Below are 20917 nucleotides of genomic sequence, written 5' to 3'. Positions count from 1 at the left end.
GCTTCGGCCCCGGCGGCTCACCGACGACGAGCAACTGCGCTTCGCGACCGGCTTCGGTTACCTCACCGGACTCCCCGCCCCCTATGAGGTGGCGCGCCGTGCCACCCCGCGCACGGCGGTGCCCGCGGGCGCGGTGGCGCCGGCCGGGCCGTACACGGGCGTGTACCCGCGCTCCTCGCCGGGCGACTGGCAGCTGATCGGGACGACGGAGGCGGTGCTGTGGGACCACACGCGCGTACCCGGCCGCGCTGCTGACGCCGGGTACGCGCGTACGGTTCGTGCCGGTGGGGGGCGTATGACCGACCGTGCGCTGGTCGTCGTACGGGCCGGGGCCTGACCACCGTGCAGGACCGCGAACGCCCGGGTAGGCGCATCTCGAGGTACCCCGCTCCGGCGTGCTGGACGCGCCCGCCGCGGCGCTCGTCAACCGGCTGGTCGGCAACTCCCCTGATGCGGCCGTCCTGGAGACGACCCTCAACGGGTGTGCCGTGCGGCCGCGTTCGACGGTGGTGGTCGCGGTCGGTGGTGCGCCCGGTCCGGTCGCGGTGGGCGGGCGCCCGGCCGCGTGGGGCGCGCCCGTGGTGGTTCCGGCCGGGGAACTGCTGTAAGCCGGCCCCGCCGGCGGCCGCCACGGTGCTGCCGCTGGGCACTCCGGCGGGCCCGCACGCACGCGTGGACGTCGTACCGCAGGCGTCCCCGCCCACGGAGCTCGTGCTGCGGGTGACGCTCGGCCCGCGCGCCGGCTGGTTCACGCCCGCGGCCGTCCGGGCGTTCACCTCGTGCGCGTACCGCGTGTCGTCGGCGGGCAACCGCATCGGACCGCGCACGGAAGGGGCCGCCCTGGAGCGGGCCCGTCCCGGTGAACTCGCCGGCGAGGGCATGGTCCTCGGCGCCGTCCAGGTGCCGCCGGACGGGCGTCCGGTGGTGTGCCTGGCCGACGGTCCGACCACCGGCGGCTATCCGGTGATCGCGGTGGTCCGCGCCGCCGACCTCCCGGCGGCGGCCCAGGCGGTCCCGGGCATCCCGGTCCGCTTCGTGGCCGTACGCCGTCTCTGAGCCGCCGTGGCGGCCTCATTCGGCGCCGTCGTCCGCGCGCCTCACCCGGCCCCGTCGTCCCGCGCGTGGCGTCATCGTCCTCACGCGGCGTCGGCGGGCCGCTCCGGCGGCTGGAGGGCGGCGAGCGCGGCGGAGACCGCGGCGGACGCGCTCAGGTCCAGGCGTGCGCTGGTGCCCTTCCGGCGGTGCCGCATCTCGTCGATGGCCAGCCGCAGCAGCTGAGGCAGCAGGTCGCGGCAACGCCTGATCACCCAGGCGGTGCCGGCCGTGGCCAGCCAGAACAGGCTCGCCTTCTTGGTCGGCGGCGCGAACTCGGGCTCTGGGGACGGCGCCGTTCCTGTCGCCTTGCCCATCGGGGCGAGCAGGGCGTGGAAGCGGACGGCGAGCTGCCGGTGCCCGCGCTCGCACGGGTGCAGCCGGTCCGCGCTCCACATCGCGCGGTCGGTGAGCCAGGCGCCCTCCGCCGCGTGCAGATGGACGGCCCCGTACCGCTCGGACAGCGCGTGCACCACCATGTTGACCGCACGCTGCCGGCGGGCCAGCGGGCGGGCCAGGGCACCCGGGAGTCCGAGCATCGAGCCTGGGTCGGGCAGACATGCCGTGAGCAGGGTCGCGCCCGAGGCGGTGAAGGCCGCGTAGACCTGGTCGAGCCGGGCGGCCACCGCGTGGATGTCGAAGGTGCAGCGCAGGGTGTCGTTGACGCCGATGACGACGGCGACGATGTCGGGGCGCAGGTCCAGGGCGGCCGGGGTCTGTCGTTCCAGCACGTCCCGCGTCTGCGCCCCGCTGACCGCGAGGTTGGTGAAGTCCACGTCCTTCGCGGCGAGTCCGCCGGCCAGCAGCGCGGCCCAGCCGCGCCACCCGTCACCGGCGGGGTCGCCCACGCCCTCGGTCAGCGAGTCCCCCAGTGCCACGAAACGAACCGCTCTCATGCCACGCCCTCCGGCACGACACGACGGATCGGTTCCGTCGTTCCGTTCTCGTCATGACGGCGCAGCACCGGCGCGTCGTGCGCGGCGAGGAAGGCCTCCACGGCCGTTCCCCAGCCGAAGCACTCCGCACGCGCGCGTGCCGCTTCCCGGCGCTCGGGACCGGGCCGCTCCAGGAGCATCTCCACGGCGTCGGCGAAGGCCTCGCCGCGGTCGGCGGCGGTGGCCCCCGCGGACCCGATCACCTCGGGCAGCGCGGAGGAGGCGCTGGCCACCACGGGCGTCCCGCAGGCCATGGCCTCCAGGGCGGCGAGCCCAAAGGTCTCGGCGGGCCCGGGCGCCATGCACACGTCGGCGGACGCCTGCAGCGCGCCCAGGGTGTTCCGGTCGGAGACGTGCCCCAGGAAGGTCACCGGCAGCCTGCGCTCCCGCGCCCGCTGCTCCAGACGCTCCCGCAGCGGCCCGTCGCCGGCGACGACCAGGATCACCCGGCGGCCGCGCCGGACCAGCGCCTCCACGGCGTCGAGGGCGGTGCCGGGCCGCTTCTCCACCGACAGCCGCGAGCACATGACGAGCAGTGCCTCGTCCTCGCTCGCGTACAGCGCCCGCAGGTCGAGGTCGCGCAGTGAGGGGTGGCGGCCCACCAGGTCCACGCCCAGGGGGGCGCGTACGACGTTGCGCGCGCCGATGCGGATGAACTCGCGCTCGGCGAACTCGGTGGTGCACACCACCCGCGCGTACGTGTGCGCCGTGCGGATGTTGAGGGCGTCGGCGGTGCGCCGGGACATGTTCTCGGACATGCCCCAGGTGCGCAGGACACCGTCCGCGGTCTCGTGGGAGACCATCACGGCGGGGATCCGGGCGCGCCGGGCCCAGCGGCCGGTCCAGCGCAGGGTGGTGCGGTCGGACACCTCAAGGCGGTCCGGGGCGAGGTGCTCCAGCAGGGTCTGCACGCGTGTCTTGTCGACGAGGACGCGGTAGCCGCCGGTGCCGGGAAGCACCGGGCCGGGCAGTGTGATGACCCGGCCCTGCTCCTCGACCCGGTCCGAGTAGCGCTCGCCGGGCACGATCAGGACCGATTCGTGGCCGGCGGCCACGAAGCCCTTGCCGAGTTCGCGCAGGGCGGTGCGCAGGCCGCCGGAGGACGGCGCGACGAAGTTGGCGAGCCGCACGATGCGCAGGGATTCACCGCTCATGCCGCCACCACCGGCCGGCGTGCCGCGAGCACGTCCTCGTAGTGCTGGATCAGCTGGTCGCCGACCGCGGCCCAGGTGCGGCCCTCGACGGTCTCGCGCGCGGCGGCGCCGAAGCCGGCCCGCATCGCGGGGTCGGCCACCAGGGAGGCCACGGCCTCACGGACGGCGCCCGCGTCGCGCGGGGGGACCAGGAACCCGGTGCGGCCGTGGTCGACCAGGTCGATCGGGCCGCCGGCGGCGGGCGCGACGACCGGGACGCCGCTGGCCATGGCCTCCTGGACGGTCTGGCAGAACGTCTCGAAGGGGCCGGTGTGCGCGAAGACGTCGAACGAGGCGAAGATCCGGGCGAGGTCGGCGCCGGTGCGGCGGCCGAGGAAGACCGCGCCGGGCAGCGCCTCGGTGAGGTGGGCCTGGCTGGGCCCGTCGCCCACGATCACGACCTTGACACCTTCCAGGCCGCAGACCCCGGCGAGGAGTTCGATCTGCTTCTCGGGGGCGAGACGGCCGACGTAGCCGACGATGACCTCGCCGTTCGGGGCGAGTTCGCGACGCAGTGCCTCGTCGCGGAACTCGGGGCGGAAGCGGACGGTGTCCACGCCACGCTGCCACAGCTGGACCCGGGGAACCCCGTGCGACTCCAGGTCGCTGATCGATGCGGTGGAGGGGGCGAGGGTGCGGTCGGCGGCGCCATGGACGGACCGTATCCGCCGCCAGGCGGCCGCCTCGCCGGCGCCCACGTAGGTACGGGCATATCCGGCCAGATCGGTCTGGTAGACGGCGACGGCCGGGATGCCGAGCCGGGCGGCGGCCGCCATGCCGCGGACGCCGAGGATGAAGGGGCTGGCCAGGTGCACCACGTCGGTGCGGTGCTCGATCAGCGCGGCGGCGAGCTTGCGGCTGGGGAGAGCGACGCGGACCTGGGGGTAGCCCGGGAGCGGGAGGGACGGGACGTGGACGACAGGGCACGGCGCGGCAGCCGCGGCGAGCCTGTTTCCGGGGGCGGGAGCCGGGGCGACGACAAGGGGAACGTGACCGCGATCGACGAGGTGTCGGGCGGTCTGGAGCGCGCAGTGGGCCACGCCGTTCACGTCGGGGGGAAAGGATTCGGTCACGATGACGACACGCATACCGGTGTTGTCGCCGTGCTGGACGTGGCCTCGTCAAAGTGGATCTTTCCGATTGTTAAACGTCCCGTGAGCGTTGCCCTGCACACCCGAATGGTCCAGCCGGTGTCCACATCCGGCTATCCCGTCGGTCACCGGTTGTTCACTCAACGGGCAGATTTCCGCGAAGGGAACGTATGTGGGATCCCCCATGGTTCCCACGTTGAAGCCGTGGTCCTCCGTGGCGATTTCTCACACGGCGGGTGTGTCCGGTCCGATACGGCTGCGGACGGCTGTCTGGACCTCGTCCTCCTCGGCGGGGTCGGCGGCGAGCCGGCGGAGCTGTTCGACGACCCGGGCGTCGCCGGTCTCGGCGTGCCGGGCGGCGATCTCGCGGGTGGTCTCCTCGCAGTCCCACAGGCATTCGACGGCGAAGCCGGTGGCGAAGGAGGGATCGGTGGCGGCCAGGGCGCGGGCGGCGCGGCCGCGGAGATGGGACGAGGCGGTCTCGCGGTAGACGTGGCGCAGGACGGGCGCGGCGCAGGCGATGCCGAGGCGTCCGGTGCCGTCCACGAGGGTCCACAGCGTCGGCGCGTCGGGGCCTTCGCCGCGTACGGCTTCCCGCAGGGCCGCGAGGACCGGTTCGCTGTCCTGGGCGCCACCCCGGCAGGCGAGCATCCGTCCGGCGGCGGCGCCGAGGGCGTCGGGACGGCGGGCCCAGCCGCGGGCGCGGTCGACGGCGGCGATACTGCGCATGCGTTCGAAGGCGTCGACGGCGGCCTCCACGACGGCGGTGGTGCCGTCGATCACCGCGGCCTCGACGAGGTTCAGGGCGTCGGGGTCGTTGCTGTCGGCGAGGTAGCGCAACGCGGTGCAGCGGGCTCCGTCGGTGCCGTCCTTGGCCGCCTGGAGGATCTCCGGCCGGTCCTCGGGCCCGGCCACGGCGACCAGACAGCGGGCGGCCGGCACATGGAGGGCCGCGCCCCGCTCGACGCCCTGCTGGGCCCACTCGAAGACCGCACGCACGCTCCACCCCGGACGGGGCCCGGTAGGCCGCATCTGGCGCTGCCAGCGGTCGAAACAGCCGGTTTCCTGCGCGGCGCGCACGCGTGTGGCGATCGCCGAGCGGGGATCGTCGGCCCACAGCCGCCAGGGCCGCGGCTCGAAGGCGTCCCGTACGGCGGTGGCCAGCTCGGCCTCGCCCTCGGCGTCCGTGGTGAAGCGCGCGAGCACCGGGGCGGCGAGGGCGCACAGGGCCGCGTCGTCGTCGCGCAGCGCCAGCTCGTCCAGGGCCCAGGCCCAGTTGGTGCCGGTGGCGGCGTACCTGCGCAGCAGTTCGAGCGCGTCCCGCCTGCCGTAGGAGGCGAGGTGCCCGAGCACGGCCAGTGCCAGGCCGGTGCGGGACTCCTCGGTGTCGAGGACGTCGTCGGGGTCGAAGAGATGCGCCTCGATGGCGTCCAGGTCGCCGTTCAGGTCGAGATAGAGGCGGGCGTAGTAGAGGGAGCGGTTCTCCACCTGCCAGTCGTGGCGGGGGTCGCGGAGCACGCAGTGGTTCAGTGCCGCGAGCGCTTCGGCGCGCGGGGCGGTGAGCGCGTGCAGCGTGCCGTCGCCACGGCCCCGCTGGAGCAGGCCGAGCAGCGTACCGCTGGGCGCTATGACCGGATCGAACATGGGAAACAGCCTCACATCAAGCGTCGACGCAACCGGAGAACACGCACTACCTGGCCGCGTGACACAACGTCGGAGCGCCCGCCGTCTCTTGCTTGCTGTAGCCCATTTCTCTCTGCCTCTCGTCAGTGGCCCATGCGGACCGCATCATGGCCCGCGCGGTGCGGCAACGCCTGCCCAGCCATCGCGTCCGTGAATCACGACGTCATGATGACTCGGCTCTTCTACCTGCCGCGACCGAAATTTCGGCGGCCCTGTACCGCCTCCCCCGTTTTGTGTGTTTTCGCTGGTCAGAACAGATGGTTCAGGAGGTGCCGAACAATTCAAGAAGTTCTGTCTTGCCGAACATCCGCGCGGTGTCGACGGCCGACGGAGTGCCTGCCGCAGGGTCCGCGCCGGCCTCCACAAGTGCCTTGACCACTTCGGTCTCGCCCTTGAAGACCGCTCCGGCGAGCGGGGTCTGGCCTCTGTCGTTGACCCGGTCCGCCTCGGCGCCCCGGGCGAGGAGTTCGCGCACCGCCTCGGCGTGCCCGTGGTAGGCGGCGAGCATCACGAGGGAGTCACCGCGGTCGTTGGTGAGGTTGGCCGGAACGCCCGCGTCGAGGTACGCCACGAGCGCCTCGGTCCGTCCCTGCCGGGCCAGATCGAAGATCTTGGTCGCCAGCTCCACGACCTCGGGGTCGGGGGCTTCGCTCATCGAACGGACCGCCTCTCCTGTGTGCTGCGGACTTCCGTGGACGGAGGGAGCGTACGGCAACGGGTGGGCCGCGCGGCCGTACGAGTGAATCGTCAGCGTACTGGCTTCAGGGCGCACATGACCGGATCTGCCCGAGGTAAAGATCACCGCGGTCCCGCCGAAGGATCACCGAGGTGGCACCGGACACCGTCCGACCTGGTCGGATCGGATCGGGGCCAATCCGCCAACTGGGTGAAATCAGCTGCAATTCACTCATTTGCACCTTTTATCGTATGGATACCTACTGTGATGCTGGAAGAACTCATGGTGACTGTCCCCCTTCGACACCAGGAGATCTCAAATGATCCTCTCCATGTCAGGCGTCGTCCTGCTCGGCATCATCGTCTTCCTCTTCTTCCGCAAGGACGGGCTGAAGGCGTCGCACGCCACGATCTCGGCGCTCTTCGGCTTCTACCTGGCCAGCACGGCCATCGCACCGAGCATCAAGGCCGGCGGCGAGAGCCTGGCGAGCCTCCTCGGCGGCATCAAGTTCTGACGCCCCTCCCGTCCCTACGCACCGACAGGAGACAGCAGTGGCCCGGCGCCCTCTCCCCCGCATTCTGAGCAACGGCACCGCGCAACTCGCCCGGAGCCGGGAGCTGGCCCGGACGGCTGCCGACAGCGCCACCGACGTCCTGCATCCGCTCATCACCGTCACGCGCGGACTGCACCGGCTGGCCTCGACCGGGCTGCGCAGGTGGGCGGAGACACCCAAGGACAAGCGCGGGCCGCTGCTGTTCCTGGTGGCCTCGGTCGTCCTGGTGGTGGCCCTGGTGCCGTACGGACCCCTGCTCGCCGTCATCACCCTGATGGCGGCGAGTGCCTGGCACGGCCGCGACGGCACCCCGTCCACGCCGGAGGGCCCCGACGAGTCCCAGACCCAGCGGCTCCAGTCCCTGTACGAGGCCCTGGTGCCGTACTTCTCGGCCGCCGAGGACCCGGCGCCGCTGTACGCGCACGGCGGGGAGTGGGAGAAAGCCTTCCTCTCCCACGAGTTCGACGACGCCGGCCGCGTCAGCCAGCTCCTGATCCGCTACCCCGCGTACTTCCCGGACGGCGAGCCCCAGGCCCGCGCACGGATCGAGTACCTGCTCACCGCGAAGTCCGGGCGCGGCCGCGAGTACCACTTCGCGTGGGACGAGGAGGGCAACCGGCTCACGGCGACCGTCCTCGCCCCGCTGCCCACCGACATCGCCGCCCAGCGATTCGTCACAGCGCCGGGCGAGACGGTCCTGGGCTTCACCGACCCCACCGAGGTCCAGCGCACGCTCCCGCTCGCGTACGGCGAGGAGCAGCGTGACGTCCCGCCGGTCGTCTGGCGCACCGGCGCCCGCTCCACCGAGCCCCATCTGCTGGTCATGGGCCGCCCCGGCAGCGGCACCTCGACCTTGCTGCGCTCCGTCGCCCTGCAGGCCCTCCAGTACGGCGACGTGCTCATCGTCGAGGGCGGCGGCACCGGCGAGTACGCGTGCCTCTCCGGCCGGGACGGGGTCCTCGCCGTGGAGTGCGGTCTGGCCGGGGCGCTGGCCAGCCTGGAATGGGCCGCCCACGAGACGGAACGGCGGCTCATCGCCCTCAACGGCGCGCGGCAGGCCGGCCATCCGCCGCCGGACGACTGCCGGCGCCCCCTGTGGCTCCTGCTGGACCGCCCCGGCTCCTTCGTCCACCTGGCCTCGGCGAACGGCCACCAGGACCCGCAGAACCTCCTCCAGACCCCCCTCCGGCACGGCCGCGCGGCGAACGTCACCGTGGTGATCGCCGAGCACCTCGACAGCGCGGACGCGTTGAGCGAGGCGGTACGACAGCACACGCGCGCGCGTGTCGTACTGGGGCCTGCGCTGCCGGACGAGCTGGAGGCGGCGCTCGGGGCCCCGCCGCACACCACGCCCTTGGCCCACATGCCGCCGGGTCGGGGGTATGCGCGACTGGGCCATGGCCCGGTGCTGCGACTTCAGGTGCCGGCCACACCGGATCCGTACGACGACGCGACGAGCGATGCGGACCGGCAGGCGGTACTGGACCTGCTGCCGCCGCGAAACGAGCCGGCGGAGCAGCCGGTACCCATGGAAGCGGCGGTCGCCGAGGGCTGAGGCTGCGCGACCGGCCCCCACCACCCGCAGCCGAACCGCCAGGCCACGAAAGAACCGCTACGCCACAAAGGTCCTCGGCGCCTCGCCTCCGCCAGACGCCCCCGACTCCACCAGCCGCGCCGCCGCCGCCAGTCGCGTCGCCGCCTCCTCAGCCACCGCTCCCCCCACGGTGAACGGAAGGCGCACATAGCCCTCGAATGCTCCGTCGACCCCGAACCGCGGACCGGACGGGACGCGCACCCCCACCCGCTCCCCCGCCTCCGCCAGACGGGAACCGGACAGCCCTCCTGCCCGGACCCACAGCGTGAGGCCGCCGCGCGGCACCTCGAACTCCCAGTCCGGCAGCTCCCGCCGTACCGCCGTCAGCAGGTCGTCCCGGTTCTGGCGGGCCTGGGCGCGGCGCAGCTCGACCGCCTGCTCCCAGCCCCCCGTGCCGAACAGCCAGTTCACCGCCAGCTGCTCGAGCACCGGCGTCCCCAGGTCGGCGTAGGCACGCGCGGCGACCAGGCTGCGGATGACGTCGGGAGCCGCTCGCACCCACCCGATGCGCATGCCCGCCCAGAAGGCCTTGCTGGCGGAGCCGACGGTGACGACGGTCGAGCCCGCCGGGTCGAAGCCGCAGACCGGGCGGGGCATCTCCACCCCGTCGTCCAGCCACAGCTCACTCATCGTCTCGTCGGCGACCAGTACCGTGCCCGCCGAGCGGGCCGCGTCGACCAGCCGGCGGCGCTGGTCCTCGTCGGCGAGCGCCCCGGTGGGGTTGTGGAAGTCGGCGACGACATACGCGATCCGGGGCGCCGCCTCCCGCAGGACCTGGCGCCAGCGGTCCATGTCCCAGCCCGTGAGTCCCTCCGCCATCGCCACGGGGACGAGCCGGGCCCCCGCCTCCCGCATCAGCTGGAGGATGTTGGCGTACGAGGGTGACTCGACGGCGATGCGCTCGCCGTGCCCGCCGAAGAGATGGCAGATCGCGTCGATCGCGCCCATCGCACCGGTGGTGACCATGATTTGCTCGGGCATCGTGGGGATCCCGCGCGCGGTGTACCGCTCCGCGATCATCGCGCGGAGGACCGGTAGACCGGCCGGGTAGTCGCCGTGGGTGTGGGCGTACGGCGGGAGTGCCTCCAGGGCGCCCTGGACCGCGCGGGTCAGCCACGGTTCGGGCGCGGGCAGGGCGGCGCAGCCGAGGTCGATCAGCGAGCCGAGGGCCTCCGGAGGAAGTGGTTCGAGGCCGCGGGCGGGCAGCGGGTTGCCCGCCGGGACGGCCGTCCAGCTGCCGGCGCCCCGCCGGGACTCCAGGAATCCCTCCGCGCGCAGCGCCTCGTACGCCGCCGCCACGGTCGTACGGCTGACGGACAGGGCGAGGGCCAGTTCGCGTTCGGCGGGCAGCCGGGCGGCGACCGGGACGCGCCCTTCGAGGACCAGCAGCCGGATCCCGTCGGCGAGCGCACGGTAGGCGGGCGGGCGCCGGGTGCCGGGGCCGGCCGGGCGGTCCTGCTGCGACTTGAGCAGCCGGGCGAGCTGTGCGGCACCGACCGCCGAGGTCCACTGCGCCATGAGAATCAGTCCACCTTCCCCGAATTGGCCATGGATGGCTTTTCCTCCCAAGCCACAGAGTGACACGAACCAGTCCACCATGACCACCAGGGGGTACCTCTTGTCCACGCGAGGCCAGCTCGGGCGGCGGCTGATCCAGCTCTATGCGGGGCTCACGCTGTACGGCGTGAGTTCCGCGCTTCTCGTCGAGGCCGGCCTCGGCCTGGAGCCCTGGGGCGTGCTCCACCAGGGTCTCGCGCGCTCACCGGGCTGAGCATCGGCACGGTGTCGATCGTCGTGGGCGCGGCCGTGCTGCTCCTGTGGATCCCGCTGCGCCAGCGCCCCGGCCTCGGCACGGTCTCCAACGTGTTCGTCATCGGCCTCGCCATGAACGCCACGCTCGCCGTCGTCCCCGCCGTACACGCGTTCGCCGTGCGGATTCCGCTGATGGCGGCGGGGATCGTACTGAACGGAGTGGCGACCGGGCTGTACATCGCGGCGAGTTTCGGGCCGGGTCCCCGGGACGGTCTGATGACGGGGCTGCACCGGCGTACCGGACGTTCGATCCGGCTGATCCGGACGGCGATCGAGGTCGCGGTGGTCGTCACCGGGTTCGCGCTCGGCGGGACCATCGGCGTCGGGACCCTGCTCTACGCCGTGTGCATCGGGCCACTCGCCCAGCTGTTCCTCAAGGTGTTCGCCGTTCCGGTGGCATCCGGTGGCAGCACGGTCGTTGCCAAAGGGTCATCGGAACAGGCCATACTTCCCACGTGAGCACGCTGATACGCCACCCTTACCTGGACCACCCCGGCCCCATCGCCTTCGCCCACCGTGGCGGGGCGGCGGATGGCCTGGAGAACACCGTGGCGCAGTTCCGGCGCGCGGTCGAGCTCGGCTACCGGTACATCGAGACCGATGTGCACGCCACGGCGGACGGCAGGCTCGTCGCCTTCCACGACGACACCCTGGACCGGGTCACCGACGGGGCGGGCCGGATCGGCGACCTGCCGTGGGAGGACGTACGGCAGGCGCGCGTGGCGGGCCGCGAGCCGCTCCCCCTCCTCGAGGAACTGCTCGAGGACTTCCCGGACGTCCGCTGGAACGTGGACGCCAAGGCGGAGCCGGCACTGCGGCCCCTGCTGGACCTGATCGACAGGACGAACTCCTACGACCGCGTGTGCGTCGGCTCGTTCTCGGAGGCGCGGGTGCTGCGCGCCCAGCGCATCGCCGGGCCGCGGCTGGCCACCTCGTTCGGCACCCGCGGTGTCGTCGGGCTGCGGCTGCGCTCCTGGGGGCTGCCCGCCTCGGTGCGCCGGTCGGCGGTCGCCGCGCAGGTGCCCGAGTCGCAGTCGGGCGTCCCGGTCGTGGACCGGCGCTTCGTACGCGCCGCCCACGTGCTCGGGCTGCAGGTCCACGTGTGGACCATCAACGAACCCGAGCGGATGCACCGGCTCCTGGACCTGGGAGTCGATGGCATCATGACCGATCACATCGACACGTTGCGTGAGGTCATGCGGGACCGCGGCGTCTGGTTCTGAGACGCGCGCGGCACCGCTCGGGGAAAGGCGAGGGCACGGGTGGGCACCGAGACCGTGCGGGCGGGGGCCGCGGACGAGGTCACCGAGCTGCGGCGCGAACAGCGCGGCTGGTACTTCTACGACTGGGCGTGCTCGGTCTACTCCACGAGCGTCCTCACCGTGTTCCTCGGGCCGTACCTCACGTCGGTCGCCGACAACGCGGCCGACGCGGGCGGCTATGTGCACCCGCTCGGCATCCCGGTCCGGGCGGGCTCCTTCTTCGCCTACTCGGTGTCCCTGTCGGTGATCGTGGCGGTCGTGCTGATGCCGCTGGTTGCCAGCGCGGCGGACCGCACCGGCCGCAAGAAGCAGCTGCTCGGCGCCGCGGCATACACGGGGGCCGTGGCGACCACGGCCATGTTCTTCCTCGACGGCGACCGCTATCTGCTCGGCGGGGCGCTGCTGATCGTCGCGAACGCCGCCCAGTCGGTCGCCCTGATGCTCTACAACTCCTATCTCCCGCAGATCGCCCCGCCCGAGGATCGCGACACGATCTCCTCCCGGGGCTGGGCCTTCGGCTACGCGGCCGGTTCCCTGGTGCTGGTCGCCAACCTGGTCCTGTACTCCGCGCACGACTCCTTCGGCCTGTCGGAGACGGCGGCGGTCCGCATCTGTCTGGCCGCGGCGGGTCTGTGGTGGGGCGCCTTCACCCTGGTACCGCTACGACGGCTGCGCGACCGGGGTGGCAGGGCTGCCGAGGCGACGGCGCCCGGGCTGCGTCAACTCGCGACGACCGTCCGGGACATGCGCCGTCATCCGTTGACGCTGTCCTTCCTGCTGGCGTACCTCGTCTACAACGACGGCATCCAGACCGTGATCTCCCAGGCGTCGGTCTACGGTTCCGAGGAACTCGGGCTCGGTCAGTCGACGCTCATCGGGGCAGTCCTGCTGGTCCAGGTGCTGGCGGTGGCCGGCGCCCTGGCCATGGGACGGCTGGCGCGGACGTACGGGGCGAAGCGCACGATCCTCGGGTCGCTGGTGGCCTGGACGGTGACGCTGGCGGCGGGGTACTTCCTCCCGGCCGAGGCGCCGGTGTGGTTCTTCGTCCTCGCGGCCGGCATCGGTCTGGTCCTCGGCGGCAGCCAGGCGCTGTCCCGCTCCCTGTTCTCGCATCTCGTACCGCCCGGCAAAGAAGCCGAGTACTTCGCGGCGTACGAGATGAGCGATCGGGGGATGAGCTGGCTGGGACCTCTGTTGTTCGGGATCACCTTCCAGCTGACCGGAAGCTACCGCTCGGCGATCATCTCGCTGGTGGCCTTCTTCGTCATCGGGTTCGCGTTGCTGGCGCGGGTTCCGGTGCGGCGGGCGATCGGCGAGGCCGGCAACGCGGTTCCGCAGAAGATCTAGCGGCGGATTTAGCGTTCAACGCCGAAGGGCGGTAGTGTACGCGTTTGGCCTGCCAGGCGTACCGTTACTGCGCGTCAAAGATGCCGAAACGCTGGGTGACATCTGCCAGCAGATGTGACAAACCGGGCGCCGGTGGGTACAACAAGGGGCGGCTACGACGGCGACGCATGACCCTGAACGGGAATCTTTACCGCCGACCGGACGTTGACCGGATGACGACGACAGCGACACCTGTCCTGTGGGCGACAAGCCCGGGAGGCACGATTCATGAGTGAGCGAGCTCTTCGCGGTACGCGCCTCGTAGTGACCAGCTACGAGACGGACCGCGGTATCGACCTGGCCCCGCGCCAGGCCGTGGAGTACGCATGCGAGAAGGGGCACCGCTTCGAGATGCCCTTCTCGGTCGAGGCGGAGATCCCGCCGGAGTGGGAGTGCAAGGTCTGCGGGGCCCAGGCACTCCTCGTGGACGGCGACGGCCCTGAAGAGAAGAAGGCCAAGCCCGCGCGTACCCACTGGGACATGCTGATGGAGCGACGCACCCGTGAGGAACTCGAAGAGGTCCTTGAGGAGCGTCTGGCGGTGCTGCGCTCCGGCGCGATGAACATCGCGATTCATCCCAGGGACAGCCGTAAGTCTGCATAGTTCCGTGTAACGGGATGCCGACATAACCAACCGAGGGCGCCGTACGTTCAGTGAACGTACGGCGCCCTCGCTTGTCCGTGGCTGCGTTTGGGCGACCGGCGCCCTGGGGGCCGCCGTCAGCGTGTCAGCGGCGGCCGCTCCCCCGTCGGCTCGTCCCCCGGCTCAGGGCCGTCGTTCCGGATCACCTCGCCCTGGACCACCTTTCCGTCCGGGCGGTGCATACGGACCTGTTGGAAGGCCTTGCCCAGGGTGCCGGGGGCGGATGCGCGGAAGGTGCGGTCGAGGGTGCGTGCCGTGAGGCGGGAGACCGCCTTCTGGACCGGCGGCAGCAGGAGCAGCAGGCCGAGGGCGTCGGAGACCAGGCCGGGGATCATGAGGAGCAGGCCGCCCAGCATCATCAGGCCGTTGCCACCGCCGCGCTCCGGTGAGCCACCGCGCTGGATCGCCTCGCTGAGGCTCTGGAAGGCACGGCGCCCGGCCCGCTTGATCACCACGGCCCCGACGACGAAGCCGGCCACCAGCAGCAGGAACACGGTCATGCCGCCCGCCATGCCGGCGACCACCGTCAGCAGCCAGATCTCCAGCACCAGCCATGCGGCGACGCCCAGCGGCAGATATCTGCCGAGCCGGGAGCGCCGGGGCCGGGTGGTCTGCGGAGGGGTCTGCGCACCAGTCGTCATGCTCCCAGTGTGCCTGGGCCCGGCTCAGTGCGGAGTAAGGGGATGATCAACCGGATCTGCCCCTCAGGACGACTTGTCCTTGCCGGTCATCCTGCCCACCCGGTCGGTGACGCCCCACGAGGTGACCCGCCACAGCGCCTCCACCAGGATGTCGCGGCTCATCTTGGAGTCGCCGAACTCGCGCTCGACGAAGGTGATGGGCACCTCGACCACATGGAAGCCGGACTTGATGGCACGGCGGGCCAGGTCGACCTGGAAGCAGTAGCCCTGCGAGGCGACCTCGTCGAGGCCGAGGCCCTCCAGGGTCTCGCGGCGGAAGGCGCGGTAGCCGCCGGTGATGTCGCGCAGCGGGAGATCGAGGGCGAGGCGGGAGTACAGGGATCCGCCGCGGGAGATGTACTCGCGGGACTTGGGCCAGTTCACCACCCTCCCGCCGGGCACCCAGCGGGAGCCGAGCACCAGGTCGGCGCCCTTCAGCGCGGTCAGCAGACGGGGCAGTTCCTCCGGCTGGTGGGAGCCGTCGGCGTCCATCTCGACGAGCACGCCATAGCCGTTGTCCATGCCCCACCGGAAACCGGCGAGGTAGGCGGCGCCCAGGCCCTCCTTGCCCTTGCGGTGCAGCACCTGGACGTGGTCGTCCCCGGCGGCCAGTTCGTCGGCGAGCTTGCCGGTGCCGTCGGGGCTGTTGTCGTCCGCCACCAGAACGTGCGCCTCGGGGACGGCCTTGCGCACCCGGCCGACGATGGGCTTGATGTTCTCCGCCTCGTTGTACGTGGGAATGATCACCAAGGCCTTGCCGAGGGGGCCGAACCGCCTCTCCTGGGCCTGTGCCGCGAGGGTCCCGTCGCCGTCGTTCACTGCTGCCCCTTCATGTCGTACGCAGGGGTCCACCATAGTGGCCGCGGCCTGCACTGACGTGACAGCTCGTTCGTGTGGTGGTGTCGATTCCGCAAGAACGGGGTAAGGATGCCCGCTTCAGCTGCCGTTCATCCGCGATTTTCGTCATCCCGTTCGACTACGGATGGGGGCCCGGCGCCCTTCGGGCCGACCTGGGACCCGCTGGCTGCGGGTCGACCGAAAGCCGTTGTCTACTGAGCGACCGGGCCCCACCCGGGTCACACCTCCCGACCGGCCGGAACGTTCCCCTCGTCGGCGCGGGCGCTGAGCCTGGCTCCCAGTGACGGTGCCCCGGTGCGGCACACCGTCCCTGACCCAGCGGCGCTGCGACGAGTGCGCGAACTGCTCCCCGGTCGGGCGTCCGGTGGTGGACTCGGCCGAACCTACCGGCCCGCTGCCGCTGGCTGTCAACAGCCGTTTGACCTGCATAAACGGCCTCAAATCCCTGGTCAGCGCCGAGGATGCGCAGGTCGCGCGACGGGGCGGCGGCCGTTGATCACGGCCGCGCCACCCCCGGAGATCACTCGCCCGGCCGTACGAATGCGGACGGGTCAGTCGCCCGGTCGTACGAACACGGTCCGGCCGCCCACCACGGTGCGCAAACAGACCGGCAGCTCGCGGCCGGGGGTCAGGTCGGGCAGGCCGGGGGTGCCGGAGCGCGGGTCGGTGGACCAGCGGGCGACCCGGTCGTCCGGCGCCTGCACCACCAGTTCCTCGGTGCGCCAAACGGCGTAATCGGCGGGTGCGCCCGGCACCAGGACGCCCGCGTCGTCCCGGCCGATCGCCCGCCAGCCGCCACGCGTGTGCGCGGTGAACGCGGCCCGTACGGAGACCCGGTGCTCGGGCGTGTGATGGAAGGCGGCGGCGCGGACGGTCCCCCAGGGGTCGAGCGGGGTGACCGGGCTGTCGGAGCCGAAGGCGAGCGGGACCCCGGCCTTGAGGAGGGCCGCGTAGGGGTTGAGGGTGCGGGCCCGCTCGACACCGAGCCGCTGGGCGTACATGCCGTCCGCGCCGCCCCACAGCGCGTCGAAGGCGGGCTGCACGGAGGCGATCAGGCCGAACTCGGCGAAGGCCGCGATGTGCGCGGGCGTGAGCATCTCGGCGTGCTCGACGCGGTGCCGGGCGGCTCGGACGCGGGCCGGGCCGACCTTCTCGGCGGCGGCGCGCACGCCCTCCACGACGGCGCTCACGGCTGCGTCGCCGATGGCGTGGAAGCCCGCCTGGAGGCCGGCCTCGGTGCAGGCGGTGACATGGGCGGCGACGGCGGCCGCGTCCAGGTAGGCGGATCCGGTGGTGTTGTCCGCGTCGGCGTAGGGCTCGTGCAGGCAGGCGGTGTGCGAGCCGAGCGCGCCGTCGGCGAACAGGTCACCGGCGGCGCCGAGCGCGCCCAGCTCCCGCGCCCTGTCAATGCCTTCGTCGGCCGCCTCCGCCCAGTAACCGACGACCCGGGGGCCGGGCACCTCGGCGGCGAGGCGCAGCAGGCCGGTGAAGTCGTCCTCGGAGGAGATCTTCGGCCCGCCGCACTCCTGGACGGTGCCGATGCCGAGGGAGGCTGCGTGCGCGAGGGCGGTGCGCTGGGCCTCGGCACGCTGCGCGGGCGTCACGGCAGCGAGGGCGGCGGCGCGTACGGCGTGGTGGGCGTCGCTGGTGAGCGGGGCGTCCTGCCGGGGCACCGCACCGGGGACCAGGTCCAGCAGGGCCGTGGTGACGACCGCCGAGTGGACGTCGATACGGGAGAGATAGAGCGGGCGTCCGCCGGTGGCCGCGTCCAGCTGGGCGCGGGTCGGCGGGCGGCCCTCGGACCAGCGGGAGGCGTCCCAGCCGTGTCCGAGCAGGACCCGGTCGTCCGGGCGGGCGGCGGCGAAGCCCCGCACCTGGGCGAGGGCCGCGTCCAGGGAGCCGGCCCCGGACAGGTCGAGGCCGGTCAGGGCGAGACCCGTCGAGGTGGTGTGGACGTGGGCGTCCGTGAAGGCGGGGGTGACCAGGGCACCGTCCAGGTCGACCACCTCGTCGACCCCGTCCACGAAAGCGTCGGCGGCGCCCTCGGAACCGACCCAGGCGACCTGACCGCGCTCCACGACCATCGCGGTCGCGAAGGGATCGGCGGGGCTGTGCACCTCCCCGCCACGGAGAAGGACGGTCCTGGGCTCGGTGGCGCGATCACTCATAGGAGACAGTCTCGCCTCTCGCTTCGATCGCTCTCGACCGGGGGCGCCCGGAAGGCGCCTCAAACGGGCGCGGGGCCGTATCCGAATTGCGGCTCCGCCGCGCGGACGCGACCAGCCACGCATCACCCACAGCCGACACACGACCGACAGGCCCGCGGCGCACCCCTCGGCGGCGATCAAATGCGCGGCGGCCGCGCCTCGTACGGCGTGGACAGCACCACCGTCGTCCGCGTGGACACGCCCGCCAGGCTGCGCAGCCTGGCCAGCAGCTCCTCCAGTTCGTGCGGGGTCGCCACCCGCACCTTGAGGATGTAGTTCTCGTCGCCCGCGACGCTGTGGCAGGCCTCGATCTCGGGGACGCCGGCCAGCCGGTCCGCGATGTCGTCGGGCGCGCTGGGATCGAACGGTTTCACCGAGATGAACGCCGTCATGGGCAGCCCGACGGCCTCCGGGTCGACGACCGCGGCGTATCCGCGGATGACGCCACGCTGTTCCAGCCGGCGCACCCGCTGGTGCACGGCCGACGTGGATAGGCCCGTGGCCTTGCCCAGGTCGGTGTAGCTCATCCGCCCGTCCTTGACGAGCAGCTGCACGATTTGACGGTCCAGCTCCTCCATGGCGCAAAAACTACAGTGCGCTTGATCTCCTGGGATACCTCAGCGACGCAGGTCATGGCCGGTTCGTGATGTCACGGAGTGCTGGTTGTGCGCCGCGCGAGGGACAAAAAACCCGCACCGGGCACCTGCGGGCGGCATGTGACGAACGCCACAGCCCGCGAACGGGCTCCGTGATGTTCTCGTGATTACCGCCGAGATCGGACGGGAAGTGCTTGCTGTGGTCGAGGCCGCAGCGCCGTTACGGCCCAGCCCGAGGGGGAGTTACCCATGCAGAGTCTTAAGCGCCCTGGTCGTACCACGTCCAAGCGCCCGCAGTTGGTCGTCGAGCCCGAGCCGGAGGGCGTCGAACCCGACCTCTACGAGGCCGAGGAACTGGACGCCTACGACACCTTCGAGATGTACCGGGTGATCTGCCCGGACTGCGCGCAGCCCATCGCCCTGCTGGCGGACGAGGAGTACCTGCCAGAGCACGCGCTGTGCGCCTCGCCGTGGAACCCGTTCGGCCTGACGGTCTGTGCCGGTACGGGCCGTGCGGCGGCCGAGGCCCCGTCCGCGGACGAGTCGGTCGAGCCGCAGGAGCAGGACACCGCCCTCCTGCTCACCCTCCCGCAGGGTCTGGACTGGCGGACGCAGCCCTTCTCGCACGTCGGCGGCGCGGGCTCGCGCCCGATGCGCGTACCGGCGATGCGCCTCGGCGGCAGTGCCGTCGGCCGTCAGGCTGCCTGAGTCACCGCACCGTCTCCCAGTAGCTGCCCCGCACCATGGCGCGCGGACTGCCGTGGTGCGTGATCAGCGTGTCCGGATCCGCCTGGACAGCGACCTCGCCGAAGTACGCCTGCCGACAGCGGTACGGGACGGTCGTCGGCCATGGCGGGCCTCCCCGAAGGCTGGAGACGGCTGACGGAACGTCAGAAAAACAGGAAGGGGCCGGATCCGGGACCGGACGTCCGCGAACTCACGCGCGATTCGGGTGATCGGTGACCAGGGCGGGCGCCTCCGCGTTGGCCGGGCATGACGACCACCTACTCCGCCCTCGGCCGTCAGCGCCGTATCTTCGTGCCCCCGCCCGCAGAATCGGTTCCGTCTCCGGTGCCGCAGGATCCGCCCATCTACCGCGACCTGATGCGCACCTGGGCCGACCGGGGCCGCACCCTGCCGGGCCGCCATGACCCCGAGTGGGTCAGGCTGGCGGCTCCGACGGTCTCCCGCGGGCAGTTCAGCGACTTTCCGGTCCCGCCACATGACGGGCGATGACCATCCGCTGGATCTGGTTGGTGCCCTCGACGATCTGCAGGACCTTGGCCTCGCGCATGTAGCGCTCGACCGGGAAGTCGGCGGTGTAGCCGTAGCCGCCCAGTATCTGGACGGCGTCCGTGGTCACCTTCATCGCGGTGTCGGTGCAGTGCAGCTTGGCCATGGCGGCCTGCTTGGCGAACGGCCGGCCCGCGTCGCGCAGCCGGGCGGCCGCGAGGTAGAGGGCGCGGCCGGCCTCGATCTGGGTGGCCATGTCGGCGATCATGAAGCGCAGGCCCTGGAAGTCGGCGATGGGGTGCCCGAACTGCCGCCGTCCGGTGGCGTAGGCGACCGCTTCGTCCAGGGCCGCCCGGGCCAGGCCGATGGCGCAGGCCGCGATGCCGAGCCGGCCTGAGTCCAGTGCGGACAGAGCGATGGCGAAGCCCTGGCCCGCCTCGCCGATGCGCCGCTCGTCGGGGACCCGGACGTCGTCGAAGTGGACCTGGGCGGTGGGCGAGCCCTTCATGCCCATCTTCTTCTCGGGCACCCCGCCGCTCAGGCCCTCGGCGTCACCGGAGACCAGGAAGGCGGTGATCCCGTGCGAGCCCTCCTCGCCGGTGCGCGCCATGACCGTGTAGAAGTCGGCGATGCCGCCGTGCGTGATCCAGGCCTTGGTGCCGTTGATCACCCAGTCGTCACCGTCCCTGACCGCCTTGGTGCGCAGGGAGGCCGCGTCGGAGCCGGAGGACGGCTCGGACAGGCAGTAGGCGCCGAGCAGGCCGCCGACGAGTATCGCGGGCAGGTGCTCGACCTGCTGCTGCTTGGTGCCGTAGGCGGCGAGCGCGTAGCTCGCGAGCGTGTGCACGCTGACGCCGAGGCCGACGGTGAGACGGGCCGTGGCCAGCTCCTCCAGGACCTGGAGGTAGACCTCGTAGGGCTGGTCGCCACCGCCGTACTCGGAGTCGTACGGCAGACCGAGCAGGCCTGACTCTGAGAGCAGGGTGAAGACCTCGCGCGGGAAGCGTCCGGCGTCCTCCTCCTCGGCCGCCTTGGGCGCGATCTCGCGCTGGGCGATCTCCCGGACGAGCGAGAGCAGATCCCTCGCCTCTTCCGTGGGCAGTTGACGCTCCACCGGCTGCGGGTCGCGGTCGGACATGGCGTCGGTCTCCTCCCTGTCGGGCACGGCGGTCACAGCCCGTCGGGTAGGGGCGGCTCCGCCTGTCTTTCGAGTGCGGCCGAGGTGGACGCTTCCGGGTCACGGAAGCTGCCTGACCAGCGGCTGCGCAGTGAGTATGCCCGATCGGGGACCTTCCGTCACCAGTTAACGACCGCTTACTTCTCGAATTCCAGGTCAACATTCGGTCGCCCCGAAATTGGTCCGAACCATTGACCCGACTGGTCTAGTCCTCCTAGGGTTCATGACCAACGCTTTACCGCGTTCA

Annotated in this window: 18 protein-coding genes and 3 pseudogenes; 10 read left to right on the top strand and 11 right to left on the bottom strand. The window is 72.1% G+C overall.

Annotated features, from left to right (window positions below):
• Positions 1 to 40 precede the first annotated feature (40 nt).
• Together ABZ396_RS30370 and ABZ396_RS30365 are read left to right on the top strand one after the other, a co-directional pair.
• Positions 41 to 299, top strand: a pseudogene (locus tag ABZ396_RS30370) (carboxyltransferase domain-containing protein); the annotation flags it as partial.
• A pseudogene (locus ABZ396_RS30365) lies at positions 296 to 1056 on the top strand (biotin-dependent carboxyltransferase family protein). The pseudogenes ABZ396_RS30370 and ABZ396_RS30365, both read left to right, overlap by 4 nt.
• 80 nt (positions 1057 to 1136) lie before the next feature.
• Here ABZ396_RS30365 and ABZ396_RS30360 read toward each other — a convergent pair.
• The 5 genes from ABZ396_RS30360 to ABZ396_RS30340 form a co-directional block, all read right to left on the bottom strand.
• Positions 1137 to 1988, bottom strand: coding sequence for an SGNH/GDSL hydrolase family protein (locus ABZ396_RS30360; RefSeq protein ID WP_358924586.1), 852 nt, complete (start codon positions 1986 to 1988; stop codon positions 1137 to 1139).
• Positions 1985 to 3181 carry a glycosyltransferase gene (locus tag ABZ396_RS30355; RefSeq protein WP_358924584.1) on the bottom strand — a complete coding sequence of 399 codons (1197 nt, stop codon included), beginning with the start codon at positions 3179 to 3181 and terminating at the stop codon, positions 1985 to 1987. The genes ABZ396_RS30360 and ABZ396_RS30355 overlap by 4 nt, the downstream gene beginning before the upstream one ends.
• Positions 3178 to 4308 carry a glycosyltransferase family 1 protein gene (locus tag ABZ396_RS30350; protein WP_358924583.1) on the bottom strand — a complete coding sequence of 377 codons (1131 nt, stop codon included), beginning with the start codon at positions 4306 to 4308 and terminating at the stop codon, positions 3178 to 3180. The genes ABZ396_RS30355 and ABZ396_RS30350 overlap by 4 nt, the downstream gene beginning before the upstream one ends.
• 228 nt (positions 4309 to 4536) lie before the next feature.
• Positions 4537 to 5955: a HEAT repeat domain-containing protein gene (locus tag ABZ396_RS30345; RefSeq protein WP_358924581.1), complete on the bottom strand. Its 1419-nt coding sequence runs from the start codon at positions 5953 to 5955 to the stop codon at positions 4537 to 4539.
• Between the two features lie 301 nt (positions 5956 to 6256).
• Positions 6257 to 6649 (bottom strand): ankyrin repeat domain-containing protein, encoded by a 393-nt coding sequence (locus ABZ396_RS30340; RefSeq protein WP_358924579.1) that lies wholly within the window; start codon positions 6647 to 6649, stop codon positions 6257 to 6259.
• A 340-nt stretch (positions 6650 to 6989) separates the two neighbouring features.
• On the opposite strand from ABZ396_RS30340, the gene ABZ396_RS30335 reads away from it, so the two are divergent.
• Positions 6990 to 7184, top strand: coding sequence for a hypothetical protein (locus ABZ396_RS30335; protein ID WP_355722683.1), 195 nt, complete (start codon positions 6990 to 6992; stop codon positions 7182 to 7184).
• Between the two features lie 37 nt (positions 7185 to 7221).
• Positions 7222 to 8778, top strand: a complete 1557-nt coding sequence (locus ABZ396_RS30330) for an ABC transporter ATP-binding protein (protein ID WP_358924577.1) — start codon at positions 7222 to 7224, stop codon at positions 8776 to 8778.
• Between the two features lie 57 nt (positions 8779 to 8835).
• Here ABZ396_RS30330 and ABZ396_RS30325 read toward each other — a convergent pair whose 3' ends face one another.
• Positions 8836 to 10335, bottom strand: a complete 1500-nt coding sequence (locus tag ABZ396_RS30325; protein WP_358924575.1) for a PLP-dependent aminotransferase family protein — start codon at positions 10333 to 10335, stop codon at positions 8836 to 8838.
• Between the two features lie 79 nt (positions 10336 to 10414).
• Here ABZ396_RS30325 and ABZ396_RS30320 point away from each other — a divergent pair.
• The 4 genes and pseudogenes from ABZ396_RS30320 to ABZ396_RS30305 all read left to right on the top strand — a co-directional run bounded on the left by ABZ396_RS30320 (position 10415) and on the right by ABZ396_RS30305 (position 13880).
• Positions 10415 to 11088: pseudogene (locus tag ABZ396_RS30320) on the top strand (hypothetical protein).
• Positions 11085 to 11852 carry a glycerophosphodiester phosphodiesterase gene (locus ABZ396_RS30315; protein WP_358924573.1) on the top strand — a complete coding sequence of 256 codons (768 nt, stop codon included), beginning with the start codon at positions 11085 to 11087 and terminating at the stop codon, positions 11850 to 11852. Before ABZ396_RS30320 ends, ABZ396_RS30315 begins: the two are co-directional and overlap by 4 nt.
• Positions 11853 to 11891: 39 nt before the next feature.
• On the top strand, positions 11892 to 13238 hold the full coding sequence (locus ABZ396_RS30310) for an MFS transporter (protein ID WP_358924571.1): 1347 nt from the start codon (positions 11892 to 11894) through the stop codon (positions 13236 to 13238).
• Between the two features lie 267 nt (positions 13239 to 13505).
• Positions 13506 to 13880 carry an RNA polymerase-binding protein RbpA gene (locus ABZ396_RS30305; RefSeq protein WP_010046329.1) on the top strand — a complete coding sequence of 125 codons (375 nt, stop codon included), beginning with the start codon at positions 13506 to 13508 and terminating at the stop codon, positions 13878 to 13880.
• 116 nt (positions 13881 to 13996) lie between these two features.
• Here ABZ396_RS30305 and fxsA read toward each other — a convergent pair whose 3' ends face one another.
• The 4 genes from fxsA to ABZ396_RS30285 form a co-directional block, all read right to left on the bottom strand.
• Positions 13997 to 14560 carry an FxsA family membrane protein gene (gene fxsA, locus ABZ396_RS30300; RefSeq protein ID WP_358924569.1) on the bottom strand — a complete coding sequence of 188 codons (564 nt, stop codon included), beginning with the start codon at positions 14558 to 14560 and terminating at the stop codon, positions 13997 to 13999.
• Positions 14561 to 14623: 63 nt separating this feature from the next.
• Positions 14624 to 15418: a polyprenol monophosphomannose synthase gene (locus tag ABZ396_RS30295; RefSeq protein WP_358924568.1), complete on the bottom strand. Its 795-nt coding sequence runs from the start codon at positions 15416 to 15418 to the stop codon at positions 14624 to 14626.
• A 590-nt stretch (positions 15419 to 16008) separates the two neighbouring features.
• Positions 16009 to 17625 carry an amidohydrolase gene (locus ABZ396_RS30290; protein ID WP_358924566.1) on the bottom strand — a complete coding sequence of 539 codons (1617 nt, stop codon included), beginning with the start codon at positions 17623 to 17625 and terminating at the stop codon, positions 16009 to 16011.
• 176 nt (positions 17626 to 17801) lie between these two features.
• Entirely contained in the window at positions 17802 to 18242 is a 441-nt protein-coding gene (locus ABZ396_RS30285) for an Lrp/AsnC family transcriptional regulator (RefSeq protein ID WP_004002750.1), read from the bottom strand.
• A 267-nt stretch (positions 18243 to 18509) separates the two neighbouring features.
• On the opposite strand from ABZ396_RS30285, the gene ABZ396_RS30280 reads away from it, so the two are divergent.
• Together ABZ396_RS30280 and ABZ396_RS30275 are read left to right on the top strand one after the other, a co-directional pair.
• The gene (locus ABZ396_RS30280) at positions 18510 to 18968 is read left to right on the top strand and encodes a hypothetical protein (protein WP_358924564.1); all 459 of its coding nucleotides are present in this window, start codon (positions 18510 to 18512) and stop codon (positions 18966 to 18968) included.
• Positions 18969 to 19253: 285 nt separating this feature from the next.
• Complete coding sequence (locus tag ABZ396_RS30275) at positions 19254 to 19496, top strand: hypothetical protein (RefSeq protein WP_358924562.1); 243 nt, start codon at positions 19254 to 19256, stop codon at positions 19494 to 19496.
• On the opposite strand, the gene ABZ396_RS30270 is transcribed toward ABZ396_RS30275, so the two are convergent.
• Entirely contained in the window at positions 19459 to 20631 is a 1173-nt protein-coding gene (locus ABZ396_RS30270) for an acyl-CoA dehydrogenase family protein (protein ID WP_358924595.1), read from the bottom strand. The two genes, ABZ396_RS30275 and ABZ396_RS30270, sit on opposite strands and share 38 nt — an antisense overlap.
• Positions 20632 to 20917: the final 286 nt, after the last annotated feature.

The sequence above is a fragment of the Streptomyces sp. NPDC005866 genome (genome assembly GCF_040629895.1).
Lineage (GTDB): Bacteria > Actinomycetota > Actinomycetes > Streptomycetales > Streptomycetaceae > Streptomyces.
The sequence above is the reverse complement of the archived record's forward strand: the minus strand, read 5'-3'. Positions and strand labels throughout refer to the sequence as shown.

What these genes read in the sequence shown, in the direction of transcription:
- ABZ396_RS30360 (WP_358924586.1), bottom strand. Translation starts at nt 1,988, where the DNA reads ATGAGAGCGGTTCGTTTCGTGGCACTGGGGGACTCGCTGACCGAGGGC.
- ABZ396_RS30350 (WP_358924583.1), bottom strand. Translation starts at nt 4,308, where the DNA reads ATGCGTGTCGTCATCGTGACCGAATCCTTTCCCCCCGACGTGAACGGC.
- ABZ396_RS30290 (WP_358924566.1), bottom strand. Translation starts at nt 17,625, where the DNA reads ATGAGTGATCGCGCCACCGAGCCCAGGACCGTCCTTCTCCGTGGCGGG.
- ABZ396_RS30305 (WP_010046329.1), top strand. Translation starts at nt 13,506, where the DNA reads ATGAGTGAGCGAGCTCTTCGCGGTACGCGCCTCGTAGTGACCAGCTAC.
- ABZ396_RS30270 (WP_358924595.1), bottom strand. Translation starts at nt 20,631, where the DNA reads ATGTCCGACCGCGACCCGCAGCCGGTGGAGCGTCAACTGCCCACGGAA.
- ABZ396_RS30285 (WP_004002750.1), bottom strand. Translation starts at nt 18,242, where the DNA reads ATGGAGGAGCTGGACCGTCAAATCGTGCAGCTGCTCGTCAAGGACGGG.
- ABZ396_RS30275 (WP_358924562.1), top strand. Translation starts at nt 19,254, where the DNA reads ATGACGACCACCTACTCCGCCCTCGGCCGTCAGCGCCGTATCTTCGTG.
- ABZ396_RS30335 (WP_355722683.1), top strand. Translation starts at nt 6,990, where the DNA reads ATGATCCTCTCCATGTCAGGCGTCGTCCTGCTCGGCATCATCGTCTTC.
- ABZ396_RS30340 (WP_358924579.1), bottom strand. Translation starts at nt 6,649, where the DNA reads ATGAGCGAAGCCCCCGACCCCGAGGTCGTGGAGCTGGCGACCAAGATC.
- ABZ396_RS30325 (WP_358924575.1), bottom strand. Translation starts at nt 10,335, where the DNA reads ATGGCGCAGTGGACCTCGGCGGTCGGTGCCGCACAGCTCGCCCGGCTG.
- ABZ396_RS30345 (WP_358924581.1), bottom strand. Translation starts at nt 5,955, where the DNA reads ATGTTCGATCCGGTCATAGCGCCCAGCGGTACGCTGCTCGGCCTGCTC.
- ABZ396_RS30280 (WP_358924564.1), top strand. Translation starts at nt 18,510, where the DNA reads ATGCAGAGTCTTAAGCGCCCTGGTCGTACCACGTCCAAGCGCCCGCAG.
- fxsA (WP_358924569.1), bottom strand. Translation starts at nt 14,560, where the DNA reads ATGACGACTGGTGCGCAGACCCCTCCGCAGACCACCCGGCCCCGGCGC.
- ABZ396_RS30355 (WP_358924584.1), bottom strand. Translation starts at nt 3,181, where the DNA reads ATGAGCGGTGAATCCCTGCGCATCGTGCGGCTCGCCAACTTCGTCGCG.